Here is a 24,310-nt window from a genome sequence, read left to right as displayed (position 1 = left end):
CCCCAACGGTAAATTAAACCAACTAACGTTAAGGGGCTAAAAGGTGGCGGAAATTAAAGGCGCCAAATCCCTGTTAAATCGGCATTCGGCAATCACTGAAGGCCCATCATCACCCAGTAACTTCACTGTTTTTTGACGACGCAATTGTCCTGAAAACGAGTCCAGATTACCTCACACACTGCACAAAATTTCAGTGAAAACTGACCAAAACAAAACAGGACGTTCACCCAAAAAGATGGGTAAACTGTCCTGTTGTAAAAGTCATTTTATATTGTGTTAACTGAATCAAAACCAACGCCCAGTTCAAGCTCACTAACCCCAAAACCACTCTCAGCCGTGAGGGCGGTAAAAATGAGCCCAGCCGTGGGATTTACGATGCGTTAGCAGCGTAAATGGTGTCTTTGAGACTCGCTTCTTGAGGCTCAAAGCAAGTCCAGAGACCGCCCTTTGGCTCTGGGCGTCCTGCCCACCGCGTTCCGGTCTCATTTTTACCGCCCGGTAAGGCGCTGCCAGAGACTATTTGGCGTTAGTGACCTTGGTGATGGTCTTGGCGATGAGGGAGGTGTAGTAGCGATTCCCATGGTCGTTCGGGTGCACGTGGTCGCTAACGAACCAACTACTGTGGTCCTTCGCCGTCGTGTACCAGTCAATCACGTGAACGTTCTTGTACTTGTCCGCCGTCTTGTTGATCCGGTTGTTTACGGAGTTCTGCCATTCACGCGTTGGCACGTGGGCTGTGACCCAGAAAATTTGGCGGTTCGGGCCAATGGCGTGGACGATTTGGTCAGCCTGGGCTGGCGTCACGTACCCGTTCGTCCCAATGTTGACCAGCACGTTCTTGGCGAGCTGACCCCGTTGCGACAAGCTGCTAATGATACCTGGCATGGCATCGGCCTGACGCCCCACAGCCCCGTCAACGATGGCACCGGGGAAGACCTTCTGCAGGTCACCGGAGTCATCCAGCAACACGGAATCCCCGACCGCCGTCAATGGCGTTTGCTTACTGGTCATCAACTCATCGGCCGTTAAGAAGTAGTACTTCGCCGTCTTCTGGTTGGCCTTGGACATCTTGGAGAACGCCACGGCCTTTTCGTGCTTACGTTTGGAAGCTGCCTTGGCTAAGGCCTTCTGCTTCTTGGCCGCCGCCTCGTTCTTCTTCTTGGCAGCGGCGGACCGTTGCGTAATCGTCTGTTGCAGGGCCGTTGGCTTGGCTGCGGCTGGCTGTTGGACAAAGCCGACCGCCGTTAGGCCAAACAGTAAGGCCGCCACGACGCCCAGGCTGTTGACCAGTCGGTGCGCCCGTGGCTGTTGCAGGTAAGTCGCCACATCATTGGTGATTTGCCCGTAGTGGTAGTGCCGCATGGGATTTTCGATCCAGCGGTAACTGATCTCGGTGACCAGCATGATCAGGGCCACTTCAATCAGCGAGTTTAACAGCGGATGATTCCCAATGTTGATCCGTGATTCGTAGAAAATCATCACGGGAAATTGGTACAGGTAAATGCCGTAGCTTCGTTGGCCAATGTAGCTGAACGCGCGGTTGGTCAGCACCCGGTTCAAATCACTGCCGGGATGAGCGACCGTCCCGACCAGGATGCCGGACAGCACCGTGAACCAGAACATGCCGCCCCGGTACGTGCTAGCCGCTTGGCCGTTCATGGTAAAGAACATGTAAACTAAAGTCAGTAAGGACAGGCCCCCGGCCACATCTAAAATGACCCGGTGGGCGGTCGTCACATTTTCATTAAGCTTGTGCGCTGGCCACAGAAAGGCCATGGCGGTCCCGACCAGAATCGCAAACATCCGCGTGTCCGTCCCGTAGTAAACCCGGTTGGTGTTGGCAGGATCGTACAGCACCGCCATCGCGATTGCTGAACAGATGGCAATGCCAAACAGAATGGCGGCTGCTCGTGCCCGTTTACGCAGGAACCAGAGAAGTCCCAGCACCACGAACGGCCAAATCAAATAGAATTGGCCTTCAATGGACAGCGACCACAGATGGGTGAACGGCGACTCGCCGCTGAACCGGTCGAAGTAGGACTGGCCGTGTTTAATTTCAAACCAGTTATACCCGTAGATCATGTTGGTCAGCACGGTCCCCCGAATATTGGCCAGCAGGCTCCGCTGGAACAGCGTGATATAGGCGGTGGTTCCCAGTAACATCGTGACTAACGCGGGATACAGCCGTTTTAGCCGGCGTCCGTAAAAGCCTAAAATATCAATGCTGTGGGTTGAATCCCATTCCTGAATCAGTAAATAAGTAATTAAATAGCCAGAAACTACGAAGAAAATGGGAACCCCTAAGTAGCCCCCCTGTAGCGTCGATGGCGCCAGGTGATAGATGATGACCCCCAAAACGGCTAGTGTCCGAATCCCGTCGAATCCGGTTATGTAACGCCGCTTGCCCGCGCGCCGGTTGCGGATAAGCTCCCGCGTAAGCCGCGTGTAAGATTGATCCATTTTAATTGCTCCTTCTCTTTTGAAACCAGTAACTGCCAAGACTGGTCATACTCCCCCGAATGGTGGTACGCCAAGTTGTTTAAGTTGCTAATGTTATTTATGATATTGATTTATTTTATGGTGATTTACTTTGCCAAACAAACTAACAGCTGGCCAAGCTGGCCGAATCGGCGGTCAACATCCCGCCAAATTAGCCTTTTTGATTAAACTAATCATATAATGTTTACCCCGCGGAAACAATGGTTTTGCGCCATTTAAAAAAAATGTAAAATTTGACATCTTAATCAGCATTTTCACGGGTAAAGTTGCTAGCGTTAAAGCAGTCAACTCACCCGCAAGAATCGCAAACCAAGAGTTCTCAAAACAGTTGGGTAAGCCTAAATACTAGCACGAAACCCAATAAATAGCACCCCTTAATCATTCAGCGGGGAAGTCAGCCCAGTCCCCAAGCCAACGGTCACGGGAACCCCAGCCATCGGCCACTCGCAAAAATTATTTTGGTTGATGCGGGGATTAATTAAGTCAGCGAAACAACCGGTCCAGGCCGCCCGCAAACTAGCGCCAAATACTGACGATTTTTTGAGAAGAACCCACAGTCGTCCTCACGAATCAGTCAAAGATGACCAGATTTTCCCTGATAGTTAAACGCTTACATGGTATACTGGAAGGAAGCTATTGGCTGAAATTTTACTTGATACTGACTAAAAACAATCAGCCACACGCCATCTGGGCTAAACCAGTGTTAGCCGTGAGGGCGGAAAAAACGAGTCCAGCCGTGGGATTTACGGTGCGCTAGCAGCGTAAATGGCGACTTTGAAACGCGGTCTTGGCGGTTCAAAGCGAGTCCAGAGACCGCCCTTTGGCTCTGGGCGGTCCTGCCCACAGCGTTCCGATCTCATTTTTTCCGCCCGGTAAGGCGCCAACCAACGCCAAGGTTCAGCCCAGAATGGCGCAACACGCTACATATTGAAGGAGGAGTTCAGCAATGTCCCACGTCAAACCTTTTACTAAAGAAAATGTCCAACAATACCCCAAGGTTGAATTGCACTGCCACCTCGATGGCTCACTCTCTCTGTCCGCCCTGCGGAAGATGGCCGCTGTCACCGGGGCCGAACTGCCCGCCGACGATGCCGCGCTTTACGATTTGACCACGGCACCCTTGGAAACGGACAGCCTCATCCAATACCTGAAACGATTTCAAATCGTGACCGACCTGATGCAGACGCCGGAACAACTGAAGATTGCCGGCTACGACATGGTCGAAACGGCCGCCAAAGACGGTCTCATCTACTTAGAAGCCCGGTTCGCCCCACAAATTTCCACGGCCAAGGGACTTTCCGTCGAGGAAGTCATTGCGGCCTTACTGGACGGCCTGCATGCCGGCACCAAACATTTCGGCATCCCCGTCAACGCCATCGTTTGTGCCATGCGTGATCGCCCACTCGACGAATGCATCGACGTCTTCCAGACGGCGGCGAAATTCAAGGATCAGGGCGTGGTCGGCTTAGACTTTGCCGGCGATGAATTCAATCACCCCGCTTTGGAAATCGCCCCCGCAGTCAAGGCCGGCCTCAAAACGGGCTTGCCATTTACGCTACACGCTGGCGAAGCGGGACCCGTCGACAACGTGGCGGTCTCCTTAACGCTAGGCGCCAAGCGCATCGGTCACGGCGTCCACATGAGCGGCTTCCCAGCCACCATCGAACAGGCCAAGCGCGCGGGCGCCACGATTGAAATGTGCCCATCCAGCAACGTGCAGACCAAGGCCATCGACGGCTACGAAAACTTCCCACTGGCAGAGTTCCTCAGTGCCGGCTTGAAGGTCACCTTGAACACCGACGACCGCACCGTCTCCGATGTCACGCTGACGAGCGAAGTCATGAAGATGCATGAGCAATTTGGCCTGAACTGGTCCCTACTGGAACGGCTCACGCTAAACGCCATCGACGGCGCCTTCATCCCCGAAGACCAAAAGGAACAGCTCCGCGCCAAGGTCCGGGCGGCAGAAACCGTTACGGCTTAGGTGTTAACGATATGAAATGATTAGGGCACGCCGGTAAATTTGGGCGGGCCCTTTCTATTGGGTCAAAAGCGTCAATCCACGGGTAGTTAGCTGCTAAATGGTATACTTAAGTTAACGTAATTATTTTTTAGCCGGCGGTCGAAGTTTGACCACCCAACCGCCAACACACCTGCCACCCATGACCACGCCTTTAAAATTAACACAACGTGAGTGACCAGAGGCGGATCAAGTTGCCCGGCTGTGTCGGTGGCCTTGGCTGGCGTTCCGTGCCAGCCTAGCCCACGGGGCAACCTTTGAGACCGCCCTTCGGCTCAAAGTCGAGCTGAAAACCCGCTCCTCAGGCTGGAAGCGACCCCATAGTTGGTCGGTTCGAACCCGCCGGTGAAATTTAACCACCCAACCACCAACACACCGCCACCCACGACTACGTCTTTCAAAATTAACGCGGCTGTGAGTGACCAGAGGCGGGCCAAACTGGCCAGCTGTGTCGGTGGTCTTGGCTGGCGTTCTGTGCCAGCCTAGCCCACGGGCAACCTTTGAGACCGCCCCTCAGGCTCAAAGTTGAGACGGAAGCCTGCCCTTGGGCTGGAGTCGACCCCATAGCAGGCCGGTTTGAGCCCGCCGCCGGGAACGCAATCACAACCCAATTTATTTTTAAAGAAAGTGAGGCGGTTGGATGCCGCAAGAATACCCCTACCAAGATGCCTTCAACCGGTTATTAACCGACCGGGCCATGGCCGAAGCCACGCGCGACGAGTACACGACCACGCTGAAGGATTTCTTCCATTACTTAGAGAATTTCAACCCAACTTATCAGAAGACCCACCGCGTGCGTGACCTGCAAACGCAGGACGTCGAGCAGTACCTCAGCATGTTGCTCACCGCCCGCCAGATTCAGAATCAGACCTACAACAAGGTGTTGTCTCACCTGAACATCTATTTCAAATTTTTGTTCTCGCACCGCTGGACGCCCTACCTGCCGACGCTCGACCTTAAAAGCAAGCCCAAGCAGGCGCCGCAACCGGTCAATTACCGCTGGGTCGACGATCTGACCGACTACCTCGCCGATGAGCGGCTCCACATTTACACGCGCCTGACCCTTCTGCTGGTGTCGCAGGGCTATCCCGTGCAAAGCTTTCTCAAGCCCGGCGTGACGGAGAAAATTGATACCCACGATTGGCCAGCCGCCGTGCAGCCCTTTCTCAAGACCTTTCGGGACTTCATCGACCCACTCCAACAGCGATTTCTTTGCGATGACTGGTTTCTCAAGCAACGGGCCGCGGCCGACCCGCATTTGACGTTGCCCGGTCTCCACAAGTATTTGAAACCGGACGAAGCGGTCATTGGCTTTGCCCTCAGCCCCACCGTCCTCTATCAAGGTTACTTAGTTAACTATCTCCGCCGCCACCCGCAAAAGACCGACAGAGAGGTCACCGCGGCGTTGAACCTGCCACCGGACTCCATCGATTATTACCGGCGATTGAGCCAACGGGCTGATTAGGCCAGATTTTTTCATTAAACTATTTATAATAGAGGTAAGACTAGACTTTTGGGGGAATCACTGATGAAAAAGAAATGGTGGCTGTTGGGGAGCTGTCTGGCGCTAGTGGCCGTAATTTTGGGGACGGTCACGCTCACCCAGCTCCGCAAGACAAACGTTCAAACGGCCCCGGCGACGCACAACCGGGTGCCCCAGGAAGATGTTTCCGCAACCGAGGTCACGGCAAAAAAGCCTGCGCCCTGCCTCAAGCTCAAGCATCCCTTGAAATTGCCGATCCTGATGTACCATAGCGTGGCGACCGGCAACCAGCTGCGGGTGCCCAAGAAACAGGTCGTGGCGGAGCTGACCTATTTGGAAAAGCACCACTACGAAACGCTGACCACGGCCCAGGCCATTCGCGCGTTGACCACGAATACCGTGCCGCAAAAAAAGGTCGTCTGGATCACGCTGGACGACGCCTACAAGGACAATCAGAAAATTTTGCCGACGTTGAAAAAGTACCATCAACACGTGACCATCAACGCCATCACGGGCTTCACCCACAAGGCCAACCACCTGTCCCTGGCGCAAATGAAGGCGCTCAAGACGACCGGCCGCGTGGACTTTGCCAGCCACACGGTTCAACACCTGAACCTGAACGCCCTGTCAACCGCGCAACAGCGGCAGGAGCTGGTAAATTCCAAGCGCTGGCTCGACCGTGAGCTCAATCAGAATACGCAGATGCTGTGTTACCCGGCTGGTCGCGCCAACAAGACGACGCACCGTTTGGCTAAGCAGGCAGGCTATAAGCTTGCGCTGACCACCCAGGAGGGATTCGCCCAGATGTCCGAGGGTCGCTACAACCTATCACGACTGCGGATCACGCCGGGCATGACGACGGCCACGTTCGCTGATCTGATTCGGGTCACGAACTCTTAGAAAACTTTCCGTTCCCGGCGGTGGGCTCAAAGTGCCCTGCTGTGGGGTCGGTTCCAGCCTTAGGGGCGGGCTTCCACCTCGACTTTGAGCCAAAGTACGGTCTCAAAGGTCGTCCCATGGGCTAAGCTGAGAAAAACACTCAGCTAAGACCATCGACACAGCTGGTCACTTTGGCCCACCTCTGGTCACTTACCTGAATCACTGATTTTTCTAAATGCGCGTTCTTTCCGAATGGGTTTCGACTATCCGTTCAGATGTTTGAGAAAATGTAAGCGTACCCATTGTCAGTTTTACCGCTTCGGCGTACAATGAAATTAGTTAAAACGTGCACAAGGAGGTCAACATTATGGGGAGCTTAGCCACATTATTAACCTGGTCCGCAATGATTGTTTTGATTGGTGCCGAGATTGTTCGGGGGATTTTCATGTTTCGTGGGTAAAATAAAAATGATTTATACAAAAAATGGACTTAGGAATTTTCCCAAGCCCATTTTTCATGTTTAAATATCTCTATGCATTCCGAATTCTAACGATTTTCTTTCTAGAAGTTTAAAATCAATACACATTTGGTGAAAAAACGGTATCCCTACTACTGCTTGCTTATTATAAACACTCGCAGCTTTTTTCAACACGTCTGATTCTCGCGGCCGAATATAACTAATTTCTTTAATTAAAAGCTTAAACTTCTGAACGTCTTCACACTCTAACTCAGCCATATCAACCGGCCGCCAAACACTTTCTATAACTGGAATCATATTATTAAATGACAAATAACTCAGTGGCAACGGATCTTGTTCTATGTTATCCCAAATGTTCATTGCCAATCGTTTATTAATCTTTTTTCCTGGCTTAGCGGTTACCAATGGTGCAAAATAATTCATTTTTCCCGCTTTGAGAATAATACCAATATATGGTCTATGGCTCTTATTCAGCAATACTCGATGATCAAATTGCCTTAAATAAGTTATATATCTATCCTCTATGTAAACTAAAATCATGACAATCTCCCCCAAAAGAATGACAAAAAGAAAAAACGAGACTGACAGTCAGCCTCGTTTTTAACGGCCGCACTTACGGTAGCGGATCACCATTTTTATCGCTTGCACTTACGGTAGCAACTCACCATTTTTATCGCTTGCACTTACGGTAGCAACTCACCATTTTTATCGTTTACTGCTAAACGATACTTCACTGCTTAAGATACAGGAAAAGGCGATCAAAGTAAACTATTCTAACCGTTATTTTTTAATTTATATTTTCTCTTATCCATCACTCTTTCACCCATTCATCACGAAAATAGTTGTCAGACTTTTTATTTTGTCGCATTGACAGGTTTGTCACCTCCTAATAGAATGATAATGTATTCTACAAGGAGGAATTCCATTTGAAACGTGTAAAGATCATCATCACGACCCTCTTGACCATCGTGGGTCTGCTGGGTGGCGTTGGGGTCAACGCGGTTACTGCCACGGCCAGCACCACTCCCAGCTGGAAACAGCCATCCGAGAGCAAGGCGTACCCCAATCTGAAGAAATATAAGCACGCCTATCTCAAGGTCGCCATCGCCAAGCAACGCGTCTACGTGAAGACCAGCAAGCACCGGGTGCTCTACACTATGGTCTGTTCGACTGGGAAGAAATCATCCCCAACCCCGACCGGCACCTTTCACATTCAAAACCGCGGCAAGCACTTCTACAACGCCAGTTCTAAGGAAGGCGCCAACTACTGGACGTCCTTCAAGGACTGGGGGACCTACCTGTTCCACTCCGTTCCCGTCAACGTGCACGGCAAGTACGTCATCAGTGAGGCCCACAAGCTAGGCAAACGCGCCAGTCACGGCTGCGTGCGTCTAAGCGTTGCCGACGCCCACTGGATCTATCGTCATGTGCCAGCTGGGATGAAGGTTGTCATTCGCTAATAACCAAACCAAAAGAGTTTAGCCACTTTGACGCTTCACACTGGCTAAACTCTTTTATTTTTGAATTCTGTTTTGCGACGACGGACGCACCTTTAACCGCATTATAATATGGTATACTGAACTTATTCTAGTCTAAAATTACTGATAGGACACGCTCGCGTCCCATCATCGAAGGGAGTTGTGCACGCAATACAACAACTTTGAGATTCATTTGAGCTCGAAAATCTTTATCCCAACATTGAGTTGGACTCACCGGTAGTTGGCCGAGTTCCAAACCTAGATCAATTGCAGGAAGTCGTCTTCGCTTCATCCCCCACTGTCGATAAGCGGATTTGTAACCAGTCTGGGGCCTTCTTAATGCCGATACTTCTCTCAAAACCAGCAACCGTGCGAGATAAGATTAAACAGCTGATTCGGTTAAAAATCAGGATTCCAGGCGAGAAGAAAGCGCAATTGCTACAGGATCTGGATACGATTGGCATCAATCAGGCATTTATCTACCCTGATTTATCCCATGCCGCCCAGTATCTGGCGGATCCTCATTTGCATGACGATTTGAATTAAGAATTTTAGCAATCTGCGGGCCCTAATTTTTAGATAATAGACATTATCGTTAAATACATCTATTAGATTAGCTAATCTTCCTTAATTTTCGCTCTCAGAAGACGAATATCTTGATCTTGTGCTTAACTAAAAGTTAATTTGTTTTTTACAATCGTTCAATCTGAGCAATTAATCTTAATGATCTCCCGCGTACCACAGTCAATCCAATCTACACCCACCGAAAGAACCTAGTCCAAATCAAGTTTGACCCGACGACACAAACGGTGAACGAGTTAGTCACGACCCTCTTTGGGCATGACCCAAATCACAACCGTAAGCGTCTTCTGTTAAACCTTTTGGGCCATGACAATGACTTCAACTTGACGGTCGAGGACCTAACAGATTCGTTTGCGACAAACGAGCGAGAAGAGTTACCTAACGATAACGACCCACAATCCGATATCGAATTAAAGAATGATGAGTTAGCTATTGACGAAACCGATAGTTTGCAAGTGAAAGATGTCGTGATTTAACTCACCTATCCGAAGTCAGGGGTATTACACGACCTGCGCGTCCGTTCCTCAGCACCAGCACAAGCATCATTTCCAACTGTCGCACCTATGCACTGCGTCACCCACTCCAAGTCAGTCACATGTAAAGTTTTCACGAACACCATCACGTTCATGACTATCTTTACTACATAACTAATCAACAATGGGTTTGCAACAGAACCAACACCCGGTATGATTACTTTGTTGCTAAAAGAGAACCACCTCAAGCGGAGCAACGAACCAATGAATCAAACAATCAAAACAAAATTAAATTTGATAATGAATCAAAATTCGAGAGGATGATTTAAAATGTTTAAGAATAAATCAATGAAACACAAGTTAATTATGTCAGTTATGGTAGCATCCGCAACGTTAGGCTTAGCACTAGTTGTTCCAACGTTTACTGGTTCCAATGGCGACGTAACCGCAGCAGCTTCTGGTGGTTATAAGTATAACGGTAAAACCTATAAAACTGAGAAAGAAATGTTTGCTGCTGTTAATAATTCTATGTCGCCTAAAGAAAAGAAAGAGATTGCAGCTAACAAGAAACAAGAACAAGCAGCACAAGCGCGAGCTGAAAAAGCAGTATATGGTTCTGTAAATAAGAGTGCTACAACTGCAGCAAAGAAAGCAGCTGGTGAAAAGGTTAAACCGGCGAAGAAGGTCAATAAGAAGAAGTCAGTAAAGAAGTATGCCTACAAAGTTTCTAAGTTAACCTCAAAGAAAACAAAGTCCAACAAATATGTTAAGGTGAGCGGTACCATTAAGGTCAGCACTAAGTCATTAGCAGCAAAACATCACGCAAAATGGGCCCGTATTACTACCTACAAGGGCTACAAGTACGTACGTCTCAACAAGCACAACAACTTCAAGGCAACTATCAAGGCACCCAAAGCCAAGCATACTTGGGCCAAGGCTGGGTATTACACCAAGAACATGAAGCATGGTAAGGTCATTAAGAAGCATGGCAAGATTGTCTACACATTCCATCTCCTTTCAACTTCAAAGAAGGTAGCCGTCAAAGCTTACAAGTAACAATTAATTGATACCACAATCGAATAGTTAACTCCCTAAGAGTCCGTAGGTTATTACGGACTCTTTTTTGTACAATCCCAGTATCATCCAGATTACATAGTGTACATTAATGGGTTTTCATATCGAACTGTTAGGGGTATTAGACCAATGGCCAACGAACTTGAGAGTCACCGATAGAAATTTTGTTATAAAAATAAAAGAAAGAAGAGAGGTTTTAACATGTCACTAAAAATACCAGTATTAGCTGCAGCAGTAGTAGCATTAGGTGCGGGCGGTATGACGTTGACACAACCGACCAGAGCCAAAGCTAGCTCTTATAGTATAGCTACAAAAGGTGGACCAAGTTATACAACTTATTACTCTGAGTTAGCTAAAGATGGGTATGCAAAGCGAAGTGAAAAGAACATTGATTTTACAAAATCACCTGCACCCTATTTTAATCCAGTATGGACAAAGAAAACAAAAGCCAAGTTGATTCGTGGTAAAGAGATGGCTACGTCATATGATGGTGGTCCTAGTTTTAGTGCTAACGGAAACCAAGGCACTTTCTATCGGCTAAGCAGTAATCCCGCAATTCGTTATACATATGTCGGTACTTTCCGAGGTAAGAAAGTCGATATGATTATCCAAATGAAGGGATTTGCAGGTGAGAAGTTAAAAGATACAGTTACTGGAACTCATGTTTCATATAAAAATCAAGCAGTTGTATTTATGAACAATAAATTTGGGTTTGCCACTCCCAAAGTAGCAAATCATGGAGCAAAAGCATACGTTAATAAAACAACTCATAGTGTCCCTATGAATAATCTACCCTCAAAAGCTGACCTAACCATAAGAATTGTTAATCATGGTACTAATACAAATGTTAAAGCAGATGCCGACCATACAATTGGGTTGGGTTACATGGAAATGGAACCAGCATTTATGAGAACTGGGGGTCATAGATACTATAGTTTAGGTCAACGTGTTATGACTTACGATACTCCAGTTCAAGTAGGTAACTACACAACAAAAGCCGGTAAATCAAACATTGACCGTGAATTTGGTAAATGGGGGGTATTGAAATTAAAAGATGATTCATCATTTCCTAAGAGTTACTTTGCTGATAAAGCCTACACCGACTTTGATGGTCCAAGAACTAAAAACTCAGCATTAGCTGTATATAAAACATCATCAATTGGGATTAGTTGGCGTGGCCATGCGCCACAAACCGATTTACTTGATATTAGCGGTATGAAGCTACCCCAAAAGAAAGCTCCTAAGCAGCCCGCTCCCAAGAAGTACGTCGGCCCTCAATCCGGTAATATGAAGACTTACAAGGCAACCAAGTCAGCTCTTCTTAATTACGAGAAGACTTTTGCCTGGAAGATTGTACAGAAGACTAAGAAAGCTAAATTTTCTGGTAAAGGGTATACCATCACAGATACTTTACCGGGTGGAACTTCAATTTCATCAGCTACGGCACCCTCAGGTTGGTCCAAATCAGTTTCAGGTAGAAAAGTCACATTCAAGGCAACCAAGAATGTTTATAAGACAACCCATACTTATAACTTCTACGTCATTTCATCAACTACGAAGTCTCAAGCGATGTCTCACACCAGTTTCAACAACCATGTCACATCGCGTCGTAAAATCACAAAATCTAAGTGGCAGACTAAAAAATCCAACACAGCAAAGTGGACATTGAAGAACGAACAAATCAAGGGGTATTTCATTGATTTTGACCATCATGACCATGCCGTTGCCAAGGGTTATACCTTGTTTACACCACTACAAGTTTATCGTTCAGGCGTGACATCAGGTCAAAAGACGATTACACCTCCTTCAGAAGTAACTGCACCAGATAATGGTAAGTTATACAAGCTGGTCCATAGTAAGACAAATGGTAAATATGCCACTCCTTCAGAAATGAAGTGGACTTCTGAAAGAATTAAGATTAAGCCTGTTTATGTAACTAGAACCGGTAGTTATACCGACTCAAAAGGTAAAACACAATATTACACCTATAAAGCTTACGACCATGATGATTATCCAAACGGTGATGTTAAACAAATCCACTACTGGTACTACAGAACTAAGTGGTACCACCAAGTTGGCCACGCTAAGCAAGGCACCGACCCTAACCCTTACACCGATTCAACCGACCCTGATGGTGATTTAATCAAAGCCGACAGTAATAAGGGTGAGTTCTACAAAACCAATAATTCTTCAGGATCAACACGGAAGCTGCGTTTGACTTGAGTTTGGGGTATTCACGGCACCCCGCTCCGCTTCAATGATCCCTTCATCCCCACAATCCAACTCGTTCCCCTATCCCCCACCCCCTAACTACGGTAAACTAGAGGTAATTGCCCCACCTCACAGTCACTCACAAAGGAGTTTATCTATGCTTTTAGTCGCATTATTTGGCACCCTGACCGCGCTGGGCATGACCATTCTCGCCTGCATTCAGCGGCCCAACCGCTGGCAGTTACTGGTCATCACCTACGTGATTTTTTATCTGGTCGCGCTGGGCATCGTCTTCAGCTCGCTGCCCAGCAAGACGCCCGCCAGCCTGATCGGCATGAACCTGATCTACGGCATCCTCTACCTGCCCCTGTTGCTCATCAGCAGTCCCCAGGCCAAGGTGGAAGTCGAGCGGAAGGCCAAACGCCCGCGCAATCTTTTTGAACAGAATTTTAATTTTCGCCTGCCGCGCATCAATTTTGGCACGAAACTAGCCACCGGTGTACTGGCTGTGTTAGTGGTCCTGGGCCTGTTCGGGTCCTTACAAACCCGCTTTGGCGTCAAGGCCGTCTACAATTCTCTGCGCATCAAGACGGTGAAAACGGCGCCTCTGCTGGACAAGGACGCCACGCCAATCGCCATTTCGCCCAAGACCGTCCGCAACAAGATGAACAAGGCGATGAGCACCGTGCCCAACACCTCCTACTACAAGCTGGGCGACCTGCAGACGCAAGTCGTCAAGGGCAAGACCGTCTACATCGCGCCGGTCGAGTTCGATGGTTTCTGGCGCTGGCAACGGGCCCGCAACACGCCGGGCTACTTCATCATCGACGCTACCAACGTCAACGCCGAACCCCACTTCGTTAAGCAATCCATGAAATACACCCCGAGCGCCTACCTCTTCGACGACGCGCAACGGGTCATTTACAACCGCTTCCCCAGCTGGGTTCAGGAAGGCCAACCCCAACTCGAGGTCAATGACCAGGGTGAACCCTTCTTCATCCAAACCGTCTACAAGGCCCGCGGTGTCTCCCGGCGGATCAACTACCGCAGCCTCCACGTGGTCGTGCTAAACGCCAAGACCGGTGCCACCCACCTCTACACGGCGGCTGGTGCACCCGCATTTATCAACGAATCGATTGCCTCCTCGACCGCCGCGGAAATGAACCAGATTTTCGGGCGTTACGGCAACGGGTTCTTCAACGCCTACTTCAACAAGACTGGCGTTAAGCTCCCCAACAGCAACGGGACCGAGGATGGTGTCACCCCCGTCGCCGATAAGCACGGCAATATTTCCTACTTCAACGACTTCACCTCGCCCAAGACCAGCGCCGACTCGACCATGGGTTACTCCATGATCAACGCGCGGACCGGGACCCTGACCTACTACACCGGTAAAAATATCGGGGTCATGGACAGTGATGGGGCCAAAAAGATTGCGGAAAAGGAATATGTCGCTCAGAAATGGTCGGCCACGATGCCAATTATGTACAACATCGACGGCACGCCGACCTGGGTCGTTTCCCTGCTAGACTCCACCGGGGCCTTCCGGAGTTACGCCTACATCAAGGCGGCCGACCAGAGCGTCAAGGCCTACGCCACCACGGCGGCCCAGGCGCTGGACCAGTACCGTGTGCAACTAGCGGCGGCCGGCTCCACGGCCAGTTCCACCGCCACCAAGCTGACCAAGGTCAACGGGACCGTTTCCCGAGTCGCCATCGTTCCTAACGGGAGTACTCAAAGCGTTCTCTTTGCCTTAAAGGATAACGACGTGCTCTGGTCAGTCGGTACCGGCGACTATCCAAGGGCCGCACTCTTAGAGTCTGGCGACAAGGTTAAGATGACCGCCAACGTGAATAAACAGGCCAAGACTGGGGCTGTGCAGTCGTTTACGAATGAATCGTTTAAGTAAACCGTAGCGTACACCCAATCCAATCGATTACTAATCGAATAATTTTCATCTCTCAACTGAAATGACACTCTCCGCTTACTGGAAAGTGTCATTTTTTTACCAAAAAAGGCACCACCCACTCAACTCAGGTGATGCCCCATTAATTGTATCTATTAACGACTTAATCCTTAAACACCAAGCCACCCTGCTGAACCAGCGTGTCACTAAACAGCCGCGTTGACGCAACCTGGGCAACCAGCGGCTGACTGTCAGCCTGATACTGCTTGAAGGTCGCCGACTGACTGTGCTTTTGTTCGGCCGCTGCATCCTGAAAGACCGCGAAGATGACCCATTTCTGCGGCGCGGATGTCGCGTAGCCAATTTTTAACGTCAGCGTCCCCGGCTCCGTCGCCAAAACGTCCTGCATGGCGTGCATGATCACTTGCCGGTAAGCCGCTGCTTGGCCCGGCTTAACGGTCACTTCCAGCAACCGCACGACTTGGCTAGCGTTTGCGCTGACCTGCAGAGGTTGCGGCTGTTCCAGCAGTAAGACCGGCGTTAAGCTCACGACTTCTTGCTGCACAACGGCCTGTTTGGCGACCGCCCTGAACGCCGCGAACTGCGGTGAATTCGCGTGCACGTCATAACCTGTCGTATCACGATAGACTTCAACGACACGGTTTTCCGTCCCCGCCTCATCCACATGCGTGGCGTACATGGCAAGCGTCCCCGGTTCGTCAGCAATCGACGTCAACAGGTTGTGCCGGCCAGCCGCGAGAAAATTAGCTCGTTGGTCGGCGGTAATCTTCAACTTGAACAGCCGAAAGAGTGGCCCACTTTGTTTTGAATCCATCATAGCCATCCTCTAATCTAGCGGTGCCAACGGCTTGATGACCCGTGCCGGCACCCCCGCAACGACCGTGTTATCCGGAACGTCCTTGGTCACGACCGCCCCGGCACCGACCACGATGTTATTGCCAATGTGGACGCCACCAATGATGGTCACGTTGCCGCCGATCCAGACGTCATCCCCAATGGAAATGGGTTTAGTCGTGGTAATCAGGTAGCGACTACCATCTGGTCGCGTGCCAAACCGTTGCGTTGCGTCCAGTGAGTGCGCGCCACAGTATAATTTCACATCCGGTGCAATGATGACGCGGTTGCCCAGCGTAATTCGGTTGGAGTCCTGAAAGGTACAATTTCCGTTGATAAAGACATCGTCACCGACCTCAATGTGGGCACCATAGACGGCGCTAAACGTTCTGTTAATGGTCAGACGCTGACCGACCTGGCCGAACAACTGCTGAATCGCCGCGGAACGCTGCTCAACGTCCTGTGTCGTATTGATCACCGTTAACCATTTTTCCCCTGCGCAATCATCTTTTGCAGCTCCGGGTCCCGGTAATCGTAGTCCTGACCCGCCAACAATTTTTCGTGTTCCGTCATCATTTGCTTTGACACACTCCTTTATTGCTATTTTCAGCCACTTTCTGCCAGTCATGCTATACTGCGAACAGATCGTTCAAAATTGAAAGGAAGACCGTCATGTCCGTATTCACCACTGATATTAATAATGCTCAGAAAAATTTAAGCGCGTTGGCCGATAACATCGTTGCCCATAACGACCACATCATTGTCCGCAGACCAGATAATAAGAATGTCGTCATCATGAGCGAAGCCGAATTCAACTCCTGGCAAGAAATGGTCCACCTACTGAGCACCGAAGCCAATCGCCAAGACTTAGAACAGTCTCTAGCCCAGGCCGACCGCGGGCAAACACACACCTTAACGCCAGCCGAATCAGCTCACTTACACGCTCAGGATTAGTCCAGGCTCGCTAACAGCCGTTGCCAGTTGCCGCTAAAAATAGCCTGCTTCTGGTCCGCCGTGACCGTCATCTCATTCACGGCCTGTTCGATCACTGCCGTCGGGCCAACTGGTGGAATGCCAAATGGCGAGTCAGTTCCGAATAAGACATGGTCGCTACCAAAGAAATCGGCGGCGAGATCCAAGGCCAATGGATTGCCTAAGATAGCCGTATCCACGTAAAATTTCTGGAAGTCCGCGTAGTCTTCCGCGGTTTGAATATACTTGATGCGTTGACTAAAGTATGGCACCATCGCCCCGGCGTGGTGGACGATGACCTTTAATCCCGGATACTTGCGGAAATAGTGGGCCGCCACAATGCCGTACATGGCTTGCGTCAGCTCGTATTCCCAGCTAAAGGTCAGGTTGTTATCCGGCTTGCGCATGTCAAACACGGGATGCAGCCAGATGGGCGCGTTGATTGCCGCCATCTTGGCAAAGATCGGTTCATACGCCGCAGCCGTGATGGGTTCCCCCATGGCCTGCGTGAAGAGCTGAACTCCGACCAAGGCATCACTACCGGCAACCTGTTCGTCGATGATCTTTAACGCGGCGGGCACGTTGTTCATGGGCAGCATCGCCACGCCGGCTGGGAAAATATCACGGTTGGTGCGAACCGTGGCCGCAATTTCATCGTTAGCGGCGCGGCAGAATTCGGCTGCCTGTTCCGGGTCCACAAAGTCTTTGGGGTTCAAATTAACCGCCGAAATAATCTGTTGATGATCAGCCGGTAACGATGCGCGGTGTTGCGCCACGTCCGTTAACAGCTGATTTTTCATATACGGAAAATTCGCCAAAACGTCCGGGTGAATGGCGTCCATCCGGGCTAAAAATTTCGGTGGCAACACGTGCGCAAAGACATCAATAACAGTCATCGTGTTGCCCCCTTAAAACCAGCTAGGTTGGTCGCCAGCAGTCCCGGCCTTGTCCAGCCCAACACTCGCATTCTGGAAGGTGTCAGGTGCTTGGATCACGTTGAAGGCAAAGTCCGCCACACTCTGGCGGGAAACCTCGGTACCCTTGAAGCCCTCAGCCACCGTCAACGTTTCGTAGTCGACCTCATCGTTGTTCGTCAACCAGGCTGGCCGAATTTCGGTGTACGTCAATCCGGACTTGGCAACCAGGTCCGCCGTTCTGCGGAAAGCTGGTAAATAAGCGCCAATCATCCCTTCATTCCACTCGCCAAATTTACCGCCAACTTCGTTCTGGGCGCCGAGTGAGCTGATGTAAAGGAACCGTTGCTTGCCCGTTTGGTGCATGGCATCGACCACGCTCTGTGTCTGGACGTCGAGGTCCTGACCACCTAGGTTGGAGTACACAATGTCTGCGTCAGCCATCGCCTTAGCAACTGTTGCCGTGTCATGCACGTCGCCATCGACCAGGGTGACCCGGTCATTATCATCGTATTGGCTCAACCGCGCGGCATCCCGCAGGAATAAGGTCAGGGTGTCAGTTGTTTCGTTTAATAAACGGTCCGTTAAGATGCGGGCCATGGCGCCATGGGCACCGAGAATCATAATTTTAGTCATTTTATAACTTTCCTCCAGTTTTTTTCACAAACAGCTTAGGCCATGGGTGCTTCCCAAGACCCTTTGGTATCAACGTTAGCGGCTTGCGCTAAGGCTTCCAATTTGCTAATATCCGCTGCACTCAAGTTCAGTGCCATCGCCTTGGCTTCGCTCGGAATGTACTTGGCCTTGGTCACCCCAATAATTGGCGTGGTGCCCTTAGCAATCGCATAGGCCGTCGCCACCTCGGCAGTGGACGCGTTCTGGGTCGCACCGATTTCGCGTAAACCAGCCGTCAAGGCACTGACCTGGGGCAAGACGGCGTTGTAAATGTTCCCGCGCATACTGTCGGCTGGGAGTGGATGGTCCACGTCGTAGCGGCCACTCAGCAAGCCCTGTTCCAGCACCATGTAGGCAAAGAACGTGATGTCGTGTTCGCGGCAGTAGTCGATAATCCCAGCTTCTTCGGATGACCGGTACAGCAGACTAAAGTGATTTTGCACCGCGGAAATTTGAATGCCGGCTTCCCCAAGAATCTCGTTGGCTCGTTTGATTTGCGCCAAGTTGTGATTGGACACGCCGACGCGCTTGATCTTGCCGCTCTTCACGAGTGGAATCAGTTGCGGCGTCCATTTTTCAACGTCGGCCGGATTATGAATCCAGTAAATATCGATGAAGTCCGTGTTGAGACGCTTCAGACTGCCAGCCAGCATGTCGGCGACTTCGTGATCACTGTCGCCCGCGGCCATCTGGGGCGTAAACTTCGTGGAGAGTTGGTAGCTGTCACGCGAATAGCCCTTCAGCAGCTCACCCAGTTTACTTTCGGACTCGCCGGAACCGTACGCGTAAGCCGTGTCCCACAACGTTAATCCAGCGGCCATAGCATCGTCTACGACCGGTTTCAGGTCGGCGGCAGTCAAATAGTTTCCGAACACTTGGCCAGTAGGGGTATCTCCCCAGGCCCAGGTTCCCAATGCAATCTTTGGTTCATGACGAGTTGTCATCTTTAGCGCTCCTTTATTATTCAAGTCGATCAGTCCATCACACGGACAAGTCTAATTGTCACTCTTTGTAGCCAAACCACCCGCGGTCGCGCGCAATAAAGATCGTTCACTTGATTGTGGCCCGCAACGATTTAACTAGATACTTGTTAGACTGAATGGTTCCCTTAAGAATCATTTCATTGACATTATCATACCGGTGACCAATAATAATGTAAAATACTTAGTTCTAATGGCTTGCTATTCAATTTGTGAATACCTTTTGTGGTGTCATGCCAACCGTAGTATTGTCGCACCTGGTGACCGACGCCCTGAGCCCTTTCAAGGCAGTCTTAGAACTAAACCTAACGGAGGTATTCACGTGCGTAATAAGCCTGAATCCTGGTGGGGCGCTCCCCGCACCATCACCAACACTATCGAAAACCGTAAGATCTCCTGGCTGGAGCTATTTTCAGACCTGGTCTACGTCGTCATCATCCACAGCTTCGTGGAAAACCTTTCGGAACACTTTAATCTGTACGGGTTCGTCACGTTCTGGGTGCTCTTCCTATTCTTCTTCAACACCTGGACCAACATGGTGCTCTACTTCGACCTGCACGGTAAAAATAATCTGCGGAATGTCTTCTTCGCGCTTTTACAAATCATCGCAATTGCCGTTACCGCCACCTTTACGCCGGATGTTTTCGCCGGTCACTACACTGGTTTTATCCTCGCCTATTCCTTTAACCAGTTAATTTATATGTACCTCTACTTAAGAACGATGATTGCCGATCCACTACACGCCACGACGACGCGGCCCTTCCTGATCGCTTATGTCGTTGGCGAAGCCCTGTTCATTGGCAGCATTGCCGTGCCCAATATGGTCGTCCAACAGGGCTTGATCATCGTCAGCCTCCTCATTTTTGTCAGCACGGTTATGGCCGAGAGCGGCAACTTCGACCGAGAATTCCGTCAACGGCAAATTCCCTTTGAACTTAACTCGGCGATTCTAGAACGCTACGGCCTCTTCACCATGATTGTGCTGGGTGAATCGTTGGCCGGCATCATCGAGCACATGGCCGAAGAACACACGCATCTGGCCGACTACACCCACTTTGTCATCGCTATGGTCTGCATCATCGGCACCTGGATGATCTACTATACGTTGATGGACGAGCGGGAGGTCATTGCCCACCGCTACTGGCCGATTTCCCTGTTCCGCGGCGTTCACCGCTTTCTGATTGCCTGCCTGACGCTCCAGTCATTCTTCATTGCCCAAACGTTGGAATCCGGCGAGGCGGTCTACTACCGCGGGTTAGTCATCGTCACGGCGTTAATTCTCTGTGCTCTGCTGGCCCTGACGACGCCTAAGCTGTACAACGTCACCCCACTCCCGGCAACTAAGGTCAAATGGCTGTTGCTGGGAATCGTCGGCATTCTGATCATGCTGGTAGCGCCGGTCTTTCTCGGCCTCCTCCTGGTCGATGTGATTCTGCTCACCATTGGCGTCTGGAACTGGGCAGTTACCAGCTAAGCGCTAGCGTGATTTGAAATTGGAGCTAGATAGCACTCCAACCACAATAATCGTTGAAAATATAGACGAAGAATCTCTAAACACAAAAAACGCCACGCCCGCTAAATGGGACGTGACGATTTTTAGTTATACCTCTCCACTCACCTGCAGTGTCTGCGTTGGTAACCGGGTAATCTTCATTTCTAGGCGTTCGAGGGAATCCTGTAGCTGATCAATTTGGGCGCGTAATTCGGTGGCCTGTGTGGTCAAAATCTGACGTTGGCCTGCAATTGAGTCTTCGGCCTGAAGCTGCTTGATCTCCTCAATTGTGACGCCACAATCACGCAGATCCAAGATATCCTTGATCTGGGCAATATCTGCGGCCGTGTAATCACGCATGCCACTGATTCTCGCGACCGGCACCATAATCCCAACCTGTTCATAATAACGCAGTGTCCATGCACTGGTCTGGAGCTGTTTTGCGGCCTCATTGATTTTCATTTGGATTTCCCCTCGCTTTCTATGCTGGTAAAATTTCGATGGTCGCCGACTGTGGTCCCGCCTGGAGCATGGGTTGGACGTAGGCGCTGTGCCCATACTTTTGACGATAAGCGGCGTCGATTTTCACTGTCAATTCAACATTCCCCTGAACTGGGCAAAAATTAACCTTGAAGTTACAGCCATTCAGGTAGATTCGCCCGGCGCGTTGGTTGATCGCCGACTGATACCATGACGAACGCTGACCGTTCCAAGCGCGGACATATAGGTGGTCACCGACGACCACGGACCAGATCCAGGTCGGCGTGCCGTAAGTCTTGCCGTCGCTGTAAAATGGTGAGATGCGCATGTCATCGGCCACGGCGAAGACCTGGAGGCGTGACGCTGTCCACTTTTCCATGTGATCCCTTCCTTTCTGCTGTTATCTACAAGTCCTATCTTATGGCTTGACTTTTGATATGTCGAATGCTTAGATTAAATCAAATGGTATACAAATTAGCTATAGGAGATGGCGACGATGGAACTCCGGGTATTACGTTACTTTTTGATGGTCGTTCAGGAAAAAAACATTAGCAAGGCGTCGGACCGTCTCCACGTCTCGCAACCCACCGTTTCCCGTCAGTTGAAAGAGCTGGAGGCCGAACTGGGAACGGTCCTCTTTGAGCGCGGTAATCGCACCATTCAGCTCACGGCAGACGGCGACTATTTTGCCAATCAGGCCAAACAGATCCTGTCTTTGACCGATAAAACGATGGCCAACATCCACCAGGAACAGGATGTCAGCGGGTCCGTCTTCGTTGGGAGTGCCGAGGCGCGTAGCATGTTGACCGTGGCCCAAGCCATTGGTCACCTAAATCAGGTGCATCCCCACGTGCAGATCAATCTCGTCAGCACCGACGCCAGTGAAATTCACCAACAATTAAGCTCGGGCGTCTTCGACTTCGGCGTCGTCATGGAGCCCACCGACAAGGCCGACTACGACTTCTTACGCTTACCGGGTGAGAGTCGCTGGGGACTGTTGGTCCAGAGCCGCTCACCATTAGCGCAACAGAACACGGTGAGCCTCGAGGATGTCGCGCGCACCAAGCTCATTTTGCCGCAGCAAGGCGGTAGTCGCCGAATTCACGCCCTCTTTGGCCTGGAATGGGATGACTTGGAGGTCACAGCAACCTATAATCTACTATACAATGCGTCGCTGCTGGTCTCGGCCGGCGTCGGTAGTGCGCTGGGATTAGATGGCATCATCAACACCAATCAATCCGACCTGGCCTTCGTGCCGATTGAACCGCGGACCTCATCCGGCTCCAGTCTGGTCTGGTTAAAGGGCCAACGCCTGTCAACCGCCGCGCAAGCCCTCTTGGAACAGATTCGAGCCGAGTTAACACCCGCTGAAAACTAAAAAGAGTGGGACAGAAGACGGTTAGCTGGTGAGCACTAACGTCGATAGTCGAATAATCCCGGTTTTGGATTATTTGTTTATCGGGTTTAAGCGGAGTTGACTGCCTTTTGGCGCACGTTTCAATAATATAAATTAGGAAACACAAAAGGCCTGGGATTTCGTCTCAGACCTTTTCGTATTTTCGGGACACCTTGCGCCCGTTCTCTCTATTCTGCTGAAATTTTGACCGTAAACGGCCGCCGTTGCTGGCGAATAATCTTGATGGCTCGTTTTCGCTGGTCGAAGTGACCTAGAATGTGGATACCCTCATAGTAGTCGACATCCCCCCAGTAAAAAACGAGCCGTGGCTGTGGCGACCAGTAGGCAATGTCGCCCGGCCGCGGATTCGCGCCACTTGGCGTTTGTTGGTAACGTAAAGTGTGCTGCAAATCACTCGTCTTCTCGGGGTCGCCCGCCCCCATGCCGTTAAAGTGAAACGTTGCCGGCAGCCGGCGCCGCAACTGCCGCGCGGGTTGACTCCGATTCAGCTGTGCCGTTAAATGGTGCCCGGCAATCGTCACCTGAACACGAGTCGTGGCGGGTCGTTTAGACCTCGTGGAGGCTTCAGCCGCTTTTGTGCCCTTCGTTGGAGATTGCGGCGCGGCACAACCAGTCAATCCTAAGATTGCCACCGCAACCAAGCTTAGTTTTTTAAGCATCATCCGTGGGAGCCCCCTTCACCCGTCGCAGGACTTTAGCTGGTGACCCCACGACAATGACGTTGGCCGGCACATCTTTGGTCACGATGGCACCAGCCCCCACAATGGCATTTTCGCCAACCGTCACCCCCGGCAGGACCATGGCGTTGGCGCCGACCCAAGCGTTCTTTTCGATGTGGATCGACCGGGCATAGACATCGCGGCGATGGGCGGGGTCTTCAACGTGATTGACCGTGATCAACGAGGCGCCAGGACCAATCAACGCGCCATCTGCTAAATAAATGCCGCCTAAGTCCACGAACATCACGCCCTGATTGACATAGACATTTTCGCCAATAAAAATGTGTGGTCCAAAATCACTGTGTACCGGCGCATTCACCTCGGTCGACTCGGGGACACTGTAGCCCACAACTTGACTGAGCGTGGCACGCCGCTGCTCGTTGGTCTGGTCAATGTGGTTGAATTTTTTTAGCAGCTCCTGCGTCCGTTGCACGGTCTGATTAATGATTTGAAAGTCCTCACCGGTGAAATCTAATGGCTTGCCGGACAAGGCCCGTTGAAAAATTGCTGGTTCGGTCATCGTCGTTGCCTCCTTTTACTGATACCTGTTAGTATAGGGAGGCTGATTAGATATATCAAATGCTTAAATTAAATTGCTTCATATAACTTTAAAGCATAGCATTAGGCTCAACTTAATCATGCACGAAAAAAGCCCAACCGAGACCGGGGGATCGTCGGTTGAGCTTCTTTCTGATAGGTAATACGCGTAAGTTCGAATTGTTT

The 24,310-nt window shown here is 50.5% G+C and carries 23 protein-coding genes; 12 read left to right on the top strand and 11 right to left on the bottom strand.

Annotation, left to right across the window (positions count from 1 at the left end; genetic code table 11):
• Nucleotides 1-516 precede the first annotated feature (516 nt).
• Nucleotides 517-2,460 carry an acyltransferase family protein gene (locus EKM84_RS05205; protein WP_125764364.1) on the bottom strand — a complete coding sequence of 648 codons (1,944 nt, stop codon included), beginning with the start codon at nt 2,458-2,460 and terminating at the stop codon, nt 517-519.
• 985 nt (nt 2,461-3,445) lie between these two features.
• Here EKM84_RS05205 and add point away from each other — a divergent pair.
• From add to EKM84_RS05190, 3 genes are all read left to right on the top strand, one after another.
• The gene (gene add / locus EKM84_RS05200) at nt 3,446-4,483 is read left to right on the top strand and encodes an adenosine deaminase (protein ID WP_125764362.1); all 1,038 of its coding nucleotides are present in this window, start codon (nt 3,446-3,448) and stop codon (nt 4,481-4,483) included.
• A gap of 676 nt (nt 4,484-5,159) precedes the next feature.
• Nucleotides 5,160-5,984 carry a phage integrase N-terminal SAM-like domain-containing protein gene (locus tag EKM84_RS05195; protein WP_125764360.1) on the top strand — a complete coding sequence of 275 codons (825 nt, stop codon included), beginning with the start codon at nt 5,160-5,162 and terminating at the stop codon, nt 5,982-5,984.
• Nucleotides 5,985-6,047: 63 nt separating this feature from the next.
• Nucleotides 6,048-6,902 carry a polysaccharide deacetylase family protein gene (locus EKM84_RS05190; protein WP_125764358.1) on the top strand — a complete coding sequence of 285 codons (855 nt, stop codon included), beginning with the start codon at nt 6,048-6,050 and terminating at the stop codon, nt 6,900-6,902.
• Nucleotides 6,903-7,401: 499 nt separating this feature from the next.
• Here the strand turns inward: EKM84_RS05190 and EKM84_RS05185 are convergent, their stop codons facing one another.
• On the bottom strand, nt 7,402-7,899 hold the full coding sequence (locus EKM84_RS05185; protein ID WP_125764357.1) for a type III toxin-antitoxin system ToxN/AbiQ family toxin: 498 nt from the start codon (nt 7,897-7,899) through the stop codon (nt 7,402-7,404).
• Nucleotides 7,900-8,285: 386 nt separating this feature from the next.
• On the opposite strand from EKM84_RS05185, the gene EKM84_RS05180 reads away from it, so the two are divergent.
• The 6 genes from EKM84_RS05180 (at nt 8,286) to EKM84_RS05160 (ending at nt 15,086) form a co-directional block, all read left to right on the top strand.
• Complete coding sequence (locus EKM84_RS05180) at nt 8,286-8,819, top strand: L,D-transpeptidase (protein ID WP_125764355.1); 534 nt, start codon at nt 8,286-8,288, stop codon at nt 8,817-8,819.
• A gap of 357 nt (nt 8,820-9,176) precedes the next feature.
• The gene (locus tag EKM84_RS14145; RefSeq protein ID WP_164511321.1) at nt 9,177-9,383 is read left to right on the top strand and encodes a hypothetical protein; all 207 of its coding nucleotides are present in this window, start codon (nt 9,177-9,179) and stop codon (nt 9,381-9,383) included.
• Between the two features lie 263 nt (nt 9,384-9,646).
• Complete coding sequence (locus tag EKM84_RS05175) at nt 9,647-9,895, top strand: hypothetical protein (RefSeq protein WP_125764353.1); 249 nt, start codon at nt 9,647-9,649, stop codon at nt 9,893-9,895.
• 327 nt (nt 9,896-10,222) lie between these two features.
• Nucleotides 10,223-10,948, top strand: a complete 726-nt coding sequence (locus tag EKM84_RS05170; protein WP_125764351.1) for a hypothetical protein — start codon at nt 10,223-10,225, stop codon at nt 10,946-10,948.
• A 219-nt stretch (nt 10,949-11,167) separates the two neighbouring features.
• Nucleotides 11,168-13,189 (top strand): hypothetical protein, encoded by a 2,022-nt coding sequence (locus EKM84_RS05165; RefSeq protein ID WP_125764349.1) that lies wholly within the window; start codon nt 11,168-11,170, stop codon nt 13,187-13,189.
• Between the two features lie 145 nt (nt 13,190-13,334).
• On the top strand, nt 13,335-15,086 hold the full coding sequence (locus tag EKM84_RS05160) for a hypothetical protein (RefSeq protein WP_125764347.1): 1,752 nt from the start codon (nt 13,335-13,337) through the stop codon (nt 15,084-15,086).
• 160 nt (nt 15,087-15,246) lie between these two features.
• Here the strand turns inward: EKM84_RS05160 and EKM84_RS05155 are convergent, their stop codons facing one another.
• Both EKM84_RS05155 and EKM84_RS05150 read right to left on the bottom strand, forming a co-directional pair.
• Nucleotides 15,247-15,918, bottom strand: a complete 672-nt coding sequence (locus EKM84_RS05155) for a putative quinol monooxygenase (RefSeq protein ID WP_164511320.1) — start codon at nt 15,916-15,918, stop codon at nt 15,247-15,249.
• 12 nt (nt 15,919-15,930) lie between these two features.
• A complete protein-coding gene (locus tag EKM84_RS05150) occupies nt 15,931-16,416 on the bottom strand; it encodes a sugar O-acetyltransferase (protein WP_225418146.1) in 486 nt (161 codons plus the stop codon).
• Nucleotides 16,417-16,610: 194 nt separating this feature from the next.
• Between EKM84_RS05150 and EKM84_RS05145 the strand changes: the two genes are divergently transcribed.
• Complete coding sequence (locus tag EKM84_RS05145) at nt 16,611-16,892, top strand: type II toxin-antitoxin system Phd/YefM family antitoxin (RefSeq protein WP_125764343.1); 282 nt, start codon at nt 16,611-16,613, stop codon at nt 16,890-16,892.
• Here EKM84_RS05145 and EKM84_RS05140 read toward each other — a convergent pair.
• From EKM84_RS05140 to EKM84_RS05130, 3 genes are read right to left on the bottom strand one after another with little or no spacing between them, the layout of a single operon-like run.
• Nucleotides 16,889-17,806 carry an amidohydrolase family protein gene (locus EKM84_RS05140; protein ID WP_125764341.1) on the bottom strand — a complete coding sequence of 306 codons (918 nt, stop codon included), beginning with the start codon at nt 17,804-17,806 and terminating at the stop codon, nt 16,889-16,891. The genes EKM84_RS05145 and EKM84_RS05140 overlap by 4 nt on opposite strands.
• Nucleotides 17,807-17,818: 12 nt before the next feature.
• Nucleotides 17,819-18,460 carry an NAD(P)H-binding protein gene (locus tag EKM84_RS05135; protein WP_125764339.1) on the bottom strand — a complete coding sequence of 214 codons (642 nt, stop codon included), beginning with the start codon at nt 18,458-18,460 and terminating at the stop codon, nt 17,819-17,821.
• Between the two features lie 35 nt (nt 18,461-18,495).
• A complete protein-coding gene (locus tag EKM84_RS05130; RefSeq protein ID WP_125764337.1) occupies nt 18,496-19,443 on the bottom strand; it encodes an aldo/keto reductase in 948 nt (315 codons plus the stop codon).
• 358 nt (nt 19,444-19,801) lie between these two features.
• Here EKM84_RS05130 and EKM84_RS05125 point away from each other — a divergent pair, with 358 nt between their 5' ends.
• Nucleotides 19,802-20,953, top strand: a complete 1,152-nt coding sequence (locus tag EKM84_RS05125; RefSeq protein ID WP_164511319.1) for a low temperature requirement protein A — start codon at nt 19,802-19,804, stop codon at nt 20,951-20,953.
• A 126-nt stretch (nt 20,954-21,079) separates the two neighbouring features.
• On the opposite strand, the gene EKM84_RS05120 is transcribed toward EKM84_RS05125, so the two are convergent.
• Both EKM84_RS05120 and EKM84_RS05115 read right to left on the bottom strand, forming a co-directional pair.
• Nucleotides 21,080-21,433, bottom strand: coding sequence for a MerR family transcriptional regulator (locus EKM84_RS05120; protein ID WP_164511318.1), 354 nt, complete (start codon nt 21,431-21,433; stop codon nt 21,080-21,082).
• Nucleotides 21,434-21,452: 19 nt separating this feature from the next.
• Complete coding sequence (locus EKM84_RS05115; protein WP_125764331.1) at nt 21,453-21,830, bottom strand: DUF2255 family protein; 378 nt, start codon at nt 21,828-21,830, stop codon at nt 21,453-21,455.
• 117 nt (nt 21,831-21,947) lie between these two features.
• Here EKM84_RS05115 and EKM84_RS05110 point away from each other — a divergent pair, with 117 nt between their 5' ends.
• Nucleotides 21,948-22,829: a LysR family transcriptional regulator gene (locus EKM84_RS05110; protein WP_125764329.1), complete on the top strand. Its 882-nt coding sequence runs from the start codon at nt 21,948-21,950 to the stop codon at nt 22,827-22,829.
• 206 nt (nt 22,830-23,035) lie between these two features.
• On the opposite strand, the gene EKM84_RS05105 is transcribed toward EKM84_RS05110, so the two are convergent.
• Together EKM84_RS05105 and EKM84_RS05100 are read right to left on the bottom strand one after the other, a co-directional pair.
• The gene (locus EKM84_RS05105; protein ID WP_164511317.1) at nt 23,036-23,530 is read right to left on the bottom strand and encodes a cyclophilin-like fold protein; all 495 of its coding nucleotides are present in this window, start codon (nt 23,528-23,530) and stop codon (nt 23,036-23,038) included.
• Nucleotides 23,520-24,107 (bottom strand): sugar O-acetyltransferase, encoded by a 588-nt coding sequence (locus EKM84_RS05100; RefSeq protein WP_125764325.1) that lies wholly within the window; start codon nt 24,105-24,107, stop codon nt 23,520-23,522. Before EKM84_RS05100 ends, EKM84_RS05105 begins: the two co-directional genes overlap by 11 nt.
• Nucleotides 24,108-24,310: the final 203 nt, after the last annotated feature.

This window comes from Levilactobacillus mulengensis (genome assembly GCF_003946045.1).
In the GTDB taxonomy this organism is placed as follows: Bacteria; Bacillota; Bacilli; order Lactobacillales; family Lactobacillaceae; genus Levilactobacillus; species Levilactobacillus mulengensis.
The sequence above is the reverse complement of the archived record's forward strand: the minus strand, read 5'-3'. Positions and strand labels throughout refer to the sequence as shown.

What these genes read in the sequence shown, in the direction of transcription:
- EKM84_RS05205 (WP_125764364.1), bottom strand. Translation starts at nt 2,460, where the DNA reads ATGGATCAATCTTACACGCGGCTTACGCGGGAGCTTATCCGCAACCGG.
- add (WP_125764362.1), top strand. Translation starts at nt 3,446, where the DNA reads ATGTCCCACGTCAAACCTTTTACTAAAGAAAATGTCCAACAATACCCC.
- EKM84_RS05195 (WP_125764360.1), top strand. Translation starts at nt 5,160, where the DNA reads ATGCCGCAAGAATACCCCTACCAAGATGCCTTCAACCGGTTATTAACC.
- EKM84_RS05190 (WP_125764358.1), top strand. Translation starts at nt 6,048, where the DNA reads ATGAAAAAGAAATGGTGGCTGTTGGGGAGCTGTCTGGCGCTAGTGGCC.
- EKM84_RS05185 (WP_125764357.1), bottom strand. Translation starts at nt 7,899, where the DNA reads ATGATTTTAGTTTACATAGAGGATAGATATATAACTTATTTAAGGCAA.
- EKM84_RS14145 (WP_164511321.1), top strand. Translation starts at nt 9,177, where the DNA reads ATGCCGATACTTCTCTCAAAACCAGCAACCGTGCGAGATAAGATTAAA.
- EKM84_RS05170 (WP_125764351.1), top strand. Translation starts at nt 10,223, where the DNA reads ATGTTTAAGAATAAATCAATGAAACACAAGTTAATTATGTCAGTTATG.
- EKM84_RS05165 (WP_125764349.1), top strand. Translation starts at nt 11,168, where the DNA reads ATGTCACTAAAAATACCAGTATTAGCTGCAGCAGTAGTAGCATTAGGT.
- EKM84_RS05160 (WP_125764347.1), top strand. Translation starts at nt 13,335, where the DNA reads ATGCTTTTAGTCGCATTATTTGGCACCCTGACCGCGCTGGGCATGACC.
- EKM84_RS05155 (WP_164511320.1), bottom strand. Translation starts at nt 15,918, where the DNA reads ATGGATTCAAAACAAAGTGGGCCACTCTTTCGGCTGTTCAAGTTGAAG.
- EKM84_RS05145 (WP_125764343.1), top strand. Translation starts at nt 16,611, where the DNA reads ATGTCCGTATTCACCACTGATATTAATAATGCTCAGAAAAATTTAAGC.
- EKM84_RS05140 (WP_125764341.1), bottom strand. Translation starts at nt 17,806, where the DNA reads ATGACTGTTATTGATGTCTTTGCGCACGTGTTGCCACCGAAATTTTTA.
- EKM84_RS05135 (WP_125764339.1), bottom strand. Translation starts at nt 18,460, where the DNA reads ATGACTAAAATTATGATTCTCGGTGCCCATGGCGCCATGGCCCGCATC.
- EKM84_RS05130 (WP_125764337.1), bottom strand. Translation starts at nt 19,443, where the DNA reads ATGACAACTCGTCATGAACCAAAGATTGCATTGGGAACCTGGGCCTGG.
- EKM84_RS05120 (WP_164511318.1), bottom strand. Translation starts at nt 21,433, where the DNA reads ATGAAAATCAATGAGGCCGCAAAACAGCTCCAGACCAGTGCATGGACA.
- EKM84_RS05115 (WP_125764331.1), bottom strand. Translation starts at nt 21,830, where the DNA reads ATGGAAAAGTGGACAGCGTCACGCCTCCAGGTCTTCGCCGTGGCCGAT.
- EKM84_RS05110 (WP_125764329.1), top strand. Translation starts at nt 21,948, where the DNA reads ATGGAACTCCGGGTATTACGTTACTTTTTGATGGTCGTTCAGGAAAAA.
- EKM84_RS05105 (WP_164511317.1), bottom strand. Translation starts at nt 23,530, where the DNA reads ATGATGCTTAAAAAACTAAGCTTGGTTGCGGTGGCAATCTTAGGATTG.
- EKM84_RS05100 (WP_125764325.1), bottom strand. Translation starts at nt 24,107, where the DNA reads ATGACCGAACCAGCAATTTTTCAACGGGCCTTGTCCGGCAAGCCATTA.